This window comes from Terriglobia bacterium (assembly GCA_036496425.1).
Classification (GTDB): domain Bacteria; phylum Acidobacteriota; class Terriglobia; order 20CM-2-55-15; family 20CM-2-55-15; genus 20CM-2-55-15.
This window is the reverse complement of the sequence record DASXLG010000352.1, coordinates 12,194-24,678: the sequence shown is the minus strand read 5'-3', so window position 1 is coordinate 24,678 and position 12,485 is coordinate 12,194. Positions and strand designations below refer to the sequence as shown.

The following is a 12,485-nucleotide window of genomic DNA, read 5'->3' as shown; positions in this document are numbered from 1 at the left end:
CACGAATGACAAAACGATGGGTTGGTGGATGGATTGGCGTACTGGTGGGAATCGTGTTTCTGGCCGGCAGTCTGCAGCCCGCGTCGGCCCAAGTGACGGCCGACATCGCCGGCCGGGTCGACGACGCGACCGGCGCCGCGGTGAGTGGCGCAATTGTCACCGTCAAAAGCCTGGAAACCGGCGCGGTCCGAACGGCGACGACGGACGAGAACGGAAACTTCCACCTTCTTGCCCTGCCGCTCGGCGCGCAGGAGGTCCGTGCGGAGAAGCCCGGCTTCAGGGCCGCGGTCCGGACTGGCATCAGTCTCGTCGTCGGCCAGGAAGCCATCGTCAATCTCCGGCTGGATGTCGGCCAGGTTGCACAGGAAGTAACGGTTTCTTCGGAGACGTCTTTGGTCGATACCACGACGGCTTCGGTTTCGGGCGTCGTTGGCGAACGCGAAATCAAGGAACTGCCTCTCAACGGCCGCAGCTTCGACAGCCTGATTACATTGAGCCCGGGCAGCATCAACTATACGTACAAGAGCCCAGGCACAGTGACGAGCAGCGGCTTCACCTTCTCGGTGGACGGACGACGGCCGCTGGACAACATCTTCCTCATGAACGGAATTGAATACACGGGGTCCAGCCAGCTGGCAGTCACGCCCGGTGGTGTCAGCGGATACCTGCTCGGCATCGATGCCGTCCGCGAATTCAATGTGCAGTCGGGCACCTACTCGGCCGAGTATGGCAAACGAGCGGGCTCGCAAGTGACGGTCGTAACGCAGTCCGGCACGAATCAGTTCCACGGCTCTGTTTTTGAGTTTCTGAGAAACAGCGCACTGGATGCGAGAACGATATTCGACATCAATCCCGCAGGCGGGCAAAGCTCGCCCGCCCCTTTCCGCCGGAATCAGTTTGGCGGCAGCGTCGGCGGTCCGATTCAGAAAGATCGCGCGTTCTTTTTCGGAAATTATGAAGGATTCCGGCACCGTCTCGGGATCGGAAGTGTTGCCGTTGTACCTGACGATCAGGCCCGCACGGGCAAGGTGCCGAATGCGGCTACCGGTGTCTATTCGACGGTGGCCAATCTGAACCCCGCGATGCTGAACTTCTTTCAGCTCTGGCCGCAGGCCAACGGCCCGGAGATTTTTGTACCATCCACAACGGCCGGAGCAGCGGCGGTGCCCAGTGGAAGCGCATACGCCTACAACAGTCCGAAACAGTCGATCAACGAAGACTTCGGAACCTGGAAGACGGATTACAACCTACGCACCGCGGATGCGCTGTCCGCTTCTTACACGATCGATACCGGGAGCAACCTTTCGCCGCTGGCCGACCCGTTGTTTGCCAACAACCTGGCGCTGCGGTCTCAGGTGGCAAGCATCCGTGAAACGCACATCTTCTCGCCGCTCGTTCTGAATACGTTGAGCACGGGATATTCCCGGGCTTCATTCGCTCTTGGTTCCTCATTGCTTGCTTCATTTCCCGCAAGTCTCGCCTTTGTGACCGGGCAGGGTCCGGGCGGCGTCACGATCGGCGGAACGACATCTACCACGGCTGCAGCAGCGATCACGGCGGCAGGGCCGAACAATGCGGCCGGCGCGCTCGATGCCAGGAACCTTTATACGTTCACCGATACAGTGCAGATAAGCCGTGGGAAGCATCAGTTCAGCGTCGGCGCCTGGTTCCAGAAAATCCAGGAGAACGAAAATACAGCTTCGCGCCAGCTGGGAGTCGCCACCTTCACGAACATAACGGCCTTCCTGCAGGGAAACACCAGCACGTTCCAGGTTGTGCCGAATCCGACAGAGCTGTCATTCCGAAGCTGGTTTGGGGCGTGGTTTGCGGAGGATTCGATGCGATTGCGCCGGAACCTGACCCTTCGGGTCGGGCTGCGGCATGAATTTACGAATGGTTGGAACGAAAAATTCGGTCACGCCTCCAACTATATTGTCGATCCTTCCACCGGCGCGCTCGAAACGAACCCCATCGTCGGAAACTCCATATTTACGAAGAACAACGCGAAGGCGCTCTTCGGTCCGAGAATCGCTCTCGCATGGGATCCGTTCGGGACGGGCAAGACGGCTGTCCGTGCCGGGTTTGGAGTGTACTACTCCCTGATCGACAACCTGTCGTTTCTGGTGAATTCGCTTCCGCCGTATAACGGTTCGGTTACATTCAACGGCCAGCTCTCTAATTTCCTGCCCATTACCAAGGGCGTTCAACCGCAGCCGGCCTGCGGTCCGGGGCAGCCGGCAACGTGCAGCACATTTGCTCCGCAAGGAATACAGCCGGATGCGCAAACTCCCGCAGTAAATGAATGGAATCTGACACTCGAGCAGCAGATCGGCGCCGATACGGCCATCCGGATCGGATACGTGGGCTCTTTCGGTTATCACGGAATGCTCAGCATTGATCCGAATTCGATCGCGGCCCAGACGTGCACGGATCCCGCCGGTTGCCGCAGCGGTACAGTCGCTCACGGCCAACGCTACATTCCTGCGCTCACAACTCCGCCGTCGCCCGCCACTTCCGCGCGCCCCAATCCGTATCTGGGCGCGGGCTTCTTCTGGTACACGGCGGGAAACAGCAGCTATAACGCGCTGCAATTCGAGGTAAACCGGCGCTTGAGCAAACGGGTGCAGTTCCGCGCCAATTACACCTGGGCGAAGAACCTCGACATGAATTCGGCGCTGACGATCGCACAAGCGCAGAATCAGCCGCAGATGATCTATGACCGGACCGACTTGCGCCGTGACTGGGGCGCTTCCGCGCTGACGCCGACAAGCCAGGCGAGCTTCTCCGGCCACTTCGATTTGCCGTTTGGCTCGAACAACGCCAAAGGAGCCGCGAAACTGATCTCGGGCTGGCAATTGAACGGCATTTCATCGCTGCTCAGCGGCTTCCCGTTCACGCCCCTCGTAGGATCGAATCGATCGGCTGATGGAGATACACGAAACCCCGATCGTCCGAATCTCAGCACCTCGTTTACGGGACCGGTCATTCTTCGCAAACAGACACAATGGTTCGATCCGACCGCTTTCACGCTTCCGGTGACAGGAACCTTTGGCAGCCTCGGCCGCGGGACATTCCGCGGGCCGAGCCTGACCGACGTCGACTTGTCGCTGTTGAAAAACACCACGCTGTCCGAGGGCGTGTCGATGCAGTTCAGAGCGGAGTTCTTCAACGCCTTCAATCATGTCAATCTGGGGCCGCCGAATGCGACCGTCTTTTCCGGCACCTCGATCAGTCCGTCCGCTGGCTTGATCTCCACGCTGGCAACGGATTCGCGGCGAATTCAACTCGGGCTCAAGATCATTTACTGAAGGGGGTCGCACACCTGAATTTCTGAAATACGGAATTCAGGTGTGCGACCCCCTTCACAATAACGAGATCGGATCTACATCAATGATCACTTTCGTCGCCCCGATCTTTTTCTCTTCGATGTAATGCTGCAACCCTTCGAGCATGCGGTGCAGTGCCGGGCGCGAAGAGGACTTGATCAGCAACTGGTGACGGTGCAGATGCTTGATCCGCTCGAGGGGAGCCGGCGCGGGACCGAGAATCCGAATCGAGTCTGAGCGCAGCGAATCGAGGAACTCGCCCACTTCGCGCGCAAGACTGACGGCGCGGCCGGGATCGCGGTCCGTAACCATGATCCCGGCGAGCGACGTGAACGGGGGATAGAACATCGCTTTACGGTATCGCGATTCGCGCGCGAAGAAATCTTCAAAGCGCTGGTTCACGGCAAGCTGAAACGTGTAGTGGTCCGGAAAATAACTTTGAATAACGACCTCGCCGGGCTGATCGCCGCGGCCGGAGCGGCCGGCGACTTGAGTGAGCAATTGGAAAGTTCTTTCGGCCGCGCGAAAGTCAGGCAGCGAGAGCGGCGCATCCGCGCCGATAACCCCGACCAGAGTGACTCCAGGAAAATCGTGCCCTTTGGCGATCATCTGCGTTCCCACCAGAATGTCGATTTCCCCGTTCCGGAATCCGCCGAGAACGCGCTCGTAATCCCGTAAGTGCTTCATCGTGTCTCGATCGACCCGGCCGATTCGCGCATCGGGAAAGATATCCTTGAGGTCCGCTTCCAGACGCTCGGTCCCCTCGCCGACATAGTGGATGTATTCGCTGTCACATTCCGTACAGCGGACCGGAGGGCGGCGCGCCAGACCGCAGTAGTGGCAGAGCAGTTTGCCGATTGCCCGATGGTAGGTCATCGCCACGCTGCAGGCGGTGCATTGAAAGGTGAAGCCGCAATGACGGCAGAGCAGAAACGCCGCGAATCCCCGGCGGTTGAGCAGAATCATCGTCTGCTCGCGGCGCTCGAGCCGGACCGCAATCGCCTGAAGCAGAGGTCTCGAAAAGATGACCTGTTTGCCGGCCGCGGAATATTCTTCGCGCATATTCACGATCTCGACGCCTGGAAGCGCGCGATCTTCAACCCGAGCCGTGAGCGGAACGCGTTGGTACTTTTTGGCTTCGGCGTTCCGGTAGGATTCCATCGACGGCGTTGCCGAACCGAGCACGACCGCTGCGCCGGCCAGCTTCGCCCGCATCACGGCGGTGTCCCGCGCATTGTAACGCGGCATTTCCTCCTGCTTGTAGCTGGTCTCATGCTCCTCGTCCACAACGATGAGGCCGATGCCGCTTAACGGCGCAAAGACGGCCGACCGCGTGCCGATAACGATCGGCGCCTCGCCGCGATGGATGCGAAGCCACTCGTCGATCCGCTGCCGTTTGGTCAGAGAACTGTGAAGGATCGCGGTCTTACCTGGAAAGCGTTCGGAAAAACGTCCGGTAAGCTGCGGCGTGAGACCGATTTCAGGAACCAGAATGAGCGAGGTCCTGCCGGCCTCGAGAAAATGCTCCGCTGCGTGCATATAGATTTCGGTTTTGCCGCTGCCGGTGACGCCGTGGAGGAGAATGGGATGGAAGCCCCGCGCTTCAAGGATCGTTTTCAGGGCGCGGGTCTGATCGGCAGTCAATCGGGGACGCGGGCGCGGACCATCTCCCGGGGAATCTCGCGAGACGGCAGAAACTCCCCGCTCCACGTGTTTTGCGGTTATTCCCGGCGGCAGCGCGCCCTTCAAGACCTCGCCCAGAGGTGAGACGTAATATTCCGCAATCCAGCGGCACAAGCTGAAGATCTCGGGACGAAGAAGCGGCTGCGCATCGATCACTTTCGTGATGGAAAGGGCTTCAATTCCCTGCGCGCTATCCTTCAGCGCAACGACGAATCCCTCGATCTCACGCTTGCGAAACGGCACCACGACACGGCAGCCGGTCTCGATGGGCTCGTCAACGCGATAAACAAAGGTCCGCGACAGCGGCAGGCACACCGCGACGTCGGCAAACATCGGGAGCTAGAACTTGAGCCGGAAAAGCTCGGCGCGAATCTGCTTCATGTCTTCCCAGACTTCACGCTTCTTCTCAGGCGAACGCAGCAGATAGGCGGGATGGAATGTCGCAATGACGCGTATGCCGTCCACGTCAAAAAACGTCCCCCGAAGTTTCGAAATCGGCGTGGTCATCTGAAGCACGGTTTGCGCCGCGAAGGTTCCAAGGCAGCAGACTACTTTTGGACGTATGGCCGCCAACTGCTTTTTCAAAAAAGGATTACAGGCAGCGACTTCATCGGGCTCCGGATTCCGGTTGCCGGGGGGACGGCACTTCAAGACGTTGCAGATGTATACATCTTCACGGGTGAGGTTGATCGATTCGATGATTTTCGTCAACAGCTGGCCTGCCCGCCCGACAAACGGCAGACCCTGCTGATCTTCATCAGAGCCCGGAGCTTCTCCGACGAAAACAAGCTCGGCAGTGGGATTACCCGAGCCGAAAACGATATTCGTTCGGGACGGAGCGAGTTTGCAGCGCTGACAATCGCCGAGCTCCGCCCGGATGGATTCGAGAGTAGTCATGTCTTTTGAAATGGGCACTGGGGTTTCAGGAACCTCTTGAACGGCAACGGCAACCTGTTCGGGCAGCGACAGCGACTCGACGCCGATATCACGAAAAAATTGGAGCTGAGCTGCAAGTTCGTCCGGATTCATTTCAGCAATTGCACCACGCGATCGAGAATTTTGTCCGCCATCTCGTGCTTACTCACCAGAGGAATTTCCTCGCTGTGGCCGGACGCCTCAATGATTGTCGCGTGATTCATATCGCTATCGAAGGCCGAATCAGGACCACTTGCGGGATTAACGACGATGAGGTCCAGGTTCTTGTCGCGTAACTTCTCCAGACCGTTGGCAACGTGATTCTCGGTTTCCGCCGCAAACCCGACCAGGATAATTCCATTTTTCCGGCTGCCGAGTTCTTTCAGAATGTCCACCGTCGGTTCAAGCTGGATGGTGAGATCCGCGTTCTTCTTTTTGATCTTTTGCGCCGCAACCATTTTGGGCCGGAAATCGAGTGGGGCGGCAGCCTTGATCACCACATCGGCGCCGGCCGCGTGATCCAGCACCGCACGCCGCATCTCTTCCGTAGTGCGAACGTGGATCGTGTCTGGAAAATCGAGATCTGCAGGTCCTGAGACCAAGACCACCTTTGCACCGCGATTCCGCGCCGCATGGGCAAGTGCATAACCCATTTTTCCGGAAGATCGATTGCTTAGGTATCGAACCGGGTCGATGTCTTCCACCGTCGGCCCCGCAGTCACAACGATCTTACGTCCTTCCAGATCGCGCGACCGGTTCAGGATGCTCATCACATAATCGACGATCTCTTCGACGGGAGCGAGCCGGCCCGGACCGTACGTACGGCACGCCATGCGTCCCTCTTCCGGATCGATGATATGGGCGCCGCGCCTCCGCAGTGTTTGCACGTTCGCCTGAACCGAAGGGTGCTGCCACATCCGCGTGTTCATCGCGGGGGCAATGACGAGAGGAGCAGTTACGGCAAGATGAAAGGTGGTCAGAAAATCGTCGGCGGCTCCTGCAGCCAGGCGCGCAATGCAATCCGCGGTGGCGGGCGCGACAAGAAAGAGGTCGGTCGCCTGCGCCACAAGAATATGATCGAAAGCGCCTTCAAAATCCCCGCCCGGGCGCGGGCCTTCGAACAGATCGACGTAAACCTTATTGCCGGAGAGTGCCCTGAAGGTCAGCGGCGTAACGAACTGCGTTGCGCTTTTTGTCATCAGGACCGAAACATCCACTGCCCGGTCCTGGAGGCGGCGCAGAATCTCTGCCGCCTTATAGCACGCGATGCCGCCACTGACCCCGAGCGCGACTTTCATTCCGTCATTCTTCTTCTTTTTTCGGCTCTTGTGCCGGCGGGTTGACGTTTTTCTCCGGAATCCGGAACTTCACAAGACCGTTCAGAATTTCTTTCTGCGCTACCTGTGTCGCCTTATGACGCGGCTCTTTGAGCATGGGCGAGCTTCCGCCCTGAAGCTGGCGCGCCCGCAATGCGGAAAGAATGACAAAGCGATATTTGCTGTCGATATTATCGGGAATGGTAATCAAGCTAGACCTCCGAACGAAGCGATGATCTCCTCGATGCGTCCCTGTTGGCGCCGGGGCACGGCCGTACCGCTCCGGACGATCGATTCGAGGAGAAGGATGGAACTGTCAAGAATGTCGTTAATGATGATGTAGTCGTAGTCACGATAAAAATAGATCTCACTGCGCGCGATCTCCAGCCTCCGGCGGATCACATCATCGGTTTCCAGCATACGGGCCTTGAGCCGGCGCGCGAGCTCCTGGAAGGACGGAGGCAGCACGAAGATCGCGGTCGCATCGTCCATCTTCGATTTCACCTGCCGGGCGCCCTGCACATCGATGTCAAGAATCACGTCCTGCCCCTTTTCCAGGTGCTCCTGCACGAACTTGCGGGTGGTTCCGTAAAGCTGGCCGTTGAATTCGGCCCACTCCAGAAATTCACCGCTCTCCACCATGCGCGTGAACGCTTCTCGCTCGACGAAGAAATAATCGATACCATCCCGTTCCCCCTGCCGGGGACGCCGCGTCGTATGTGAAACCGAGAAATTCAGATCCTTGAAACTTCGAAGTAAGTGCTGGAGTAGCGTGGTTTTACCCGACCCAGATGGCGCCGAGACAATGTATAGGTTTCCGCGCATTCACCTTCCGAAAACTTTTAGTTTACCACAGCGGCAGAAGCCTATTCGATGTTTTGGACCTGTTCCCGGAGCTTTTCGATCTCGACTTTGATTTCGATCGCGGACTGGCCGATGCCGGCGCCCAAGTCGTTCAAGCCAGAGGTTTTGGACAGGGTAGTGGTCACTTCCCGGTTCATTTCCTGGAGGATGAAATCCATTCTTTTACCGGCTTCATCGTGGAGCTTTTTCAGGCCGGCAAACTGGTCCAGATGGCTGCGCAGGCGGGTGGTTTCTTCAGCAATATCGCAGCGCTCGGCGTATAAAAGCGCCTCGGTCTCCAGCCGGTGGCCGCTCTCCGCCACAAGCTGTGGCGCCAGTTCGGTCACCCGGGCGATCAACTGCTGGCGGTAGTGTTCGACAAAGTCCTTCGAGTGCGCGAGGATGGTCTGCACGTGGCGGTCGATATTCTGCAGGCGGCCGTCGATATCGGCCAGCAGCGACTGACCCTCGGTAATCCGCATCTGCTTCAGCTGTTGAATGGCCGTGTCCGTTGCTTCCCCGAGCTTCTGGCCGATCAGGTCCAGTTCCTCCTTCGACAAATCGCTGCTCGAAATCGTCACCAGACCCGGCAGCCGGGTAATCATGTCCAGCGTCAGTTCGCCCTGAATCGGATACGAAGTCTTCAATCCCGACATCATCTCCACGTAGGCGCGAATCAGATTGTGGTTCACATCCAGTTTGATGTTCTCGCGTTTGTAATCGATGCGGACAAACGCATCGAGCCGGCCCCGCTTGAATGCGGCGGACGCCTTCTGCCGGATGACGTTCTCGAAATTCTGGTATTCCCCCGGCATCTTGATATGAACGTCGAGATAGCGGTGGTTGACGCTCTTGATCTCAACGAGCACCGCGAGATTCGGCGCCTCGGCCCGTGCAGATCCAAAACCCGTCATGCTGTAGATCATGAGCTCACATCCTCAAATTGCAGATTGTAGAGTTTCCAGTAAAGGCCTCGCCGCACCACGAGCTCTTCATGAGTACCCGATTCTTTGATGCGGCCATCAGCCAGGACAATGATTCTATCGGCGCGGCGAACCGTCGACAAACGGTGCGCGATAACGATCGTTGTACGCCCCTCCATGAGGTTCTGCAAGGCCCGCTGAACAAGCGCCTCCGATTCCGCGTCCAGAGAGGATGTGGCTTCGTCGAGGATCAATATCGGCGCATTCTTCAAAATAGCCCGGGCAATGGAAATGCGCTGGCGTTCACCGCCGGACAGCCGCAGCCCGCGCTCGCCTATTCTGGAATCGTAATCGCTGACGAATTCGTCGACCAGCGCAGCCTTGGCGGCGCGCCGGATCGCATCTTCGCCGGCCGCGGGATCCCCGTATGCGATGTTCGCTCGAATCGAGTCGTCGAACAGAATCACGTCCTGCGTCACCATGGCAACCTGCCGCCGCAAAGATTCCAGCCGAAGATCACGAACGTCGATCCCGTCGATCAGCATGCGCCCGGATGTGACGTCATAGAACCGCGGAACAAGATTCACCAGCGTGCTTTTTCCTGCTCCGCTTGGCCCGACGATCGCGATAACTTCGCCGCGGCCTACCGCGAATGAAAGCCCATCGAACACCGGCACGCCTGGTTCGTAGGCAAAAGACACGTTCTCGAATTCAATGCGGTCCGATAACGTAGTAAGCATCTTGTTGCCTGTGTCTTTCTCCGTATCGAGCCCAAGGATCTCAAAAACGCGGCCTGACGCTCCAAACGCCTGCTGAAACGAATTGTTGATACCGCTCATCCGGCGAACGGGATCATAGAGTTTGATTAACGAAAGAATGAAGATGAGGAATAGACCCGGCGTCATCCTCTGACTGATGATCTGGGTGCGGGCGTAGAGAAAAAATCCTGCAATCACGAACACGCCAAGAACTTCCATCATCGGCGAGGCCAGCGAGTGCGTCATCTTCTGCCGCACATTCAGCTTGAGAATCCGCTGCGTTAACTTGCGAAACTTGCCGGCTTCGGCCCTTTCCATGGTGAATGCCTTAACGATGCGATTACCCGTCACCGTCTCGTAAAGGAGGTTCGCCATCGCGGCCATCTCTTCCTGGTTCGACTTGCTCAGCAGCCGTAATTTCTTGCCGAACAATAACGTGGGGTAGAAAACAAGCGGAACTAAGGCAAGCGACACCGACGCCAGCTTCCAATCGACGCCAAAGATCACAACAATCAGAGAAATCAAGGTGGCAGTCTGCTTCAGGAATTCGGCCAGGGTTTCGGATGCGGCCGTCTGAACGCGATCAATATCGGCTGACACACGAGAGATCAGTTCACCCGTCGGATTGAAATGGAAAAACCGCAACGGCTGAAAAACGATCTTTTCAAATACATCGTTGCGGAGGTCACGCACTACTGAGTTTCCCATGTATGCAATAGCGCTGATTGAGCCGTACTCGGCGACGGTTTTGATGACGGTAGCGGCCACAAACATGAGCAGAAAAAGCCGGGGATCTATAGAAGGCAGGTCGAACTTCGTTTTCACAAAAGGGATCGAAACCGATGTCGCCGGAGAGTCTCTCAAGAAGGTGTCATATATGATGCCGGGCAACACAGTGGTCACCGCTTCAAGGAATCCGACGATAGCGACCAGACACAGCGAAGCTGCGAGTATCCATCCGTACGGCCGGGCATAAGCCCACAAACGTGCGGCGCCGGTCTTCATGTCCGGTAAACCGTAGCGCGGACTTTTTGTTCAACTTCCTTGGGCTTGTGCATTTTCAGTATCTGGCCCGCGAGTTCGTGCAGCTGTCCGATCGACACAGACCGGATCATACGCTTGATTCTGGGATATGCCGCCAGGCTCACCGACAAAGACGTGAATCCCAGACCGAGCAGAACCGCCGCGGACGGCGGATCCGCGGCCATCTCGCCGCACACGGTCACCAGTTTTCCAGTCGGCCGGAGCAAAGTGTACACCTGATGCAGGCATCTCAGGATCGCGGGATGAAATGGATTGTAGAGGTGGACGACGGACTGGTCCGAGCGGTCGATCACGAGGTAATACTGCATAAGATCGTTCGTACCGAGGCAGAAGAAATCCACGTGCGTCGCCATCAGGTCGCAGGTTTGCGCGGCAGCGGGGGTCTCGATCATCACGCCCACAGGAACGTTGGGATCGCAGGCCTGCCGGCGCATCTGCAATTCCGCACGGACTTCTTCGAGAATGTGCATCGCCGAATCCAGGTCGTCCACCGAAGAGACGAAGGGTAAAAGGATACGTGTGGGGCCGTTCACAGATGCGCGGTAAATGCTGCGCAGCTGTTTTTTGAAGACATCCGTATTCTCCAGACAGAAACGCAGGCCGCGCACCCCCAGGCTCGGATTGACGCCATCCCAACTCCGCTGATCGATACCGACGTCGATCGTGCGGAATGTGACGGGCGCGCCTTTAGCCGCCTTGAGCAGCAGCGAATAGTCCGCAACCAGGCACTCTTCATCGGGCTGCTTCCCTTCGCGGAAGAAGTCGAACTCCGTGCGATACAACCCGATCGATTCGCATCCATGGGAAATGGCTGCGTTCACCTCTTCGCCGAAGTTGATATTGGCGCCGAGCGAGATCCGGACATGATCTTCGCTAACGGCTGGAGCCGATGCGGATTCCCCGGTTTTCTTCTTTAGTTTTTTAGCGTCGCGATCGCGGGTTTTATAAGTGGCGAGCGTTTCATCCGACGGCGACCAGATGACGAGGCCCCTTTCGCCGTCAACGATCAGCAGGTCCCCGGAGGCAACCTCCGCCAGCTCCGGAGCCCCCACAATCGCGGGGATCTCGAGGGAGCGAGCCATAATTGCCGTATGGGAAAGCGGACTTCCCGTTTCGGTAGCCAGGCCGACAACCCGGTGCGACCGCAACTCAAATAAAGTGGAAGGCGGAACCAGCTTCCCGACCAGGATTGCGTCGTAAGGCAGCTTCTTGAAGGAAGGCAGCGCCTTCGACTGGAGATTGTGCAGCAGGCGCCGCACGATATCGTCGAGATCTCCGCGGCGCTCGCGGAGATACTCGTCACTCAATCGATCGTAGGCCTGAAACAGGTCGTCGCTGACCTGCTGAATCGCCCACTCGGCATTGATGGAGTCGTTCTCTATTTTTTCAATGATGCGGTCGACGAACAATCGATCCTGCAGCACCAGCAGGTGCGCATCGATAAGAAAGGATGATTCCGGGCCGCTTTTGCGTTTCAGCTCGGCCTGCATCCGCTTCAACTGTTCCCGTGATTTCTCGACAGAGCCGCGGAATCGCTCGACCTCCTTGCGTACCTGGTCGGGTCGCAGCTTAAGATTGAAAGACACGAAGAGCGGATCGAAAGTCCGGACAGCCTTTCCGATGGCCGTTCCTACCGAAGCAACAACTCCATGTATGATTCGCTCATCGCCCATTACT

At 57.7% G+C, this 12,485-nt stretch carries 9 protein-coding genes; 1 reads left to right on the top strand and 8 read right to left on the bottom strand.

Going from position 1 to position 12,485, the window contains the following annotated elements:
- Positions 1-5 precede the first annotated feature (5 nt).
- Positions 6-3,308, top strand: a complete 3,303-nt coding sequence (locus tag VGK48_25795) for a carboxypeptidase-like regulatory domain-containing protein (GenBank protein ID HEY2384605.1) — start codon at positions 6-8, stop codon at positions 3,306-3,308.
- A gap of 54 nt (positions 3,309-3,362) precedes the next feature.
- Here VGK48_25795 and priA read toward each other — a convergent pair whose 3' ends face one another.
- Genes priA through ptsP form a run of 8 tightly spaced genes read right to left on the bottom strand, consistent with a single transcriptional unit; the run spans position 3,363 to position 12,481 of the window.
- Positions 3,363-5,342: a primosomal protein N' gene (priA, locus tag VGK48_25790; protein ID HEY2384604.1), complete on the bottom strand. Its 1,980-nt coding sequence runs from the start codon at positions 5,340-5,342 to the stop codon at positions 3,363-3,365.
- Positions 5,343-5,348: 6 nt separating this feature from the next.
- A complete protein-coding gene (locus VGK48_25785) occupies positions 5,349-6,038 on the bottom strand; it encodes a uracil-DNA glycosylase (protein HEY2384603.1) in 690 nt (229 codons plus the stop codon).
- On the bottom strand, positions 6,035-7,222 hold the full coding sequence (coaBC, locus tag VGK48_25780; protein HEY2384602.1) for a bifunctional phosphopantothenoylcysteine decarboxylase/phosphopantothenate--cysteine ligase CoaBC: 1,188 nt from the start codon (positions 7,220-7,222) through the stop codon (positions 6,035-6,037). The genes VGK48_25785 and coaBC overlap by 4 nt, the downstream gene beginning before the upstream one ends.
- Before the next feature lie 4 nt (positions 7,223-7,226).
- Positions 7,227-7,451 (bottom strand): DNA-directed RNA polymerase subunit omega, encoded by a 225-nt coding sequence (gene rpoZ / locus VGK48_25775; protein ID HEY2384601.1) that lies wholly within the window; start codon positions 7,449-7,451, stop codon positions 7,227-7,229.
- Complete coding sequence (gmk, locus tag VGK48_25770) at positions 7,448-8,065, bottom strand: guanylate kinase (protein ID HEY2384600.1); 618 nt, start codon at positions 8,063-8,065, stop codon at positions 7,448-7,450. The genes rpoZ and gmk overlap by 4 nt, the downstream gene beginning before the upstream one ends.
- Before the next feature lie 41 nt (positions 8,066-8,106).
- Positions 8,107-9,009: a YicC/YloC family endoribonuclease gene (locus tag VGK48_25765; protein ID HEY2384599.1), complete on the bottom strand. Its 903-nt coding sequence runs from the start codon at positions 9,007-9,009 to the stop codon at positions 8,107-8,109.
- Complete coding sequence (locus tag VGK48_25760) at positions 9,006-10,769, bottom strand: ABC transporter transmembrane domain-containing protein (GenBank protein ID HEY2384598.1); 1,764 nt, start codon at positions 10,767-10,769, stop codon at positions 9,006-9,008. The genes VGK48_25765 and VGK48_25760 overlap by 4 nt, the downstream gene beginning before the upstream one ends.
- The gene (gene ptsP / locus VGK48_25755; protein HEY2384597.1) at positions 10,766-12,481 is read right to left on the bottom strand and encodes a phosphoenolpyruvate--protein phosphotransferase; all 1,716 of its coding nucleotides are present in this window, start codon (positions 12,479-12,481) and stop codon (positions 10,766-10,768) included. The genes VGK48_25760 and ptsP overlap by 4 nt, the downstream gene beginning before the upstream one ends.
- Positions 12,482-12,485: the final 4 nt, after the last annotated feature.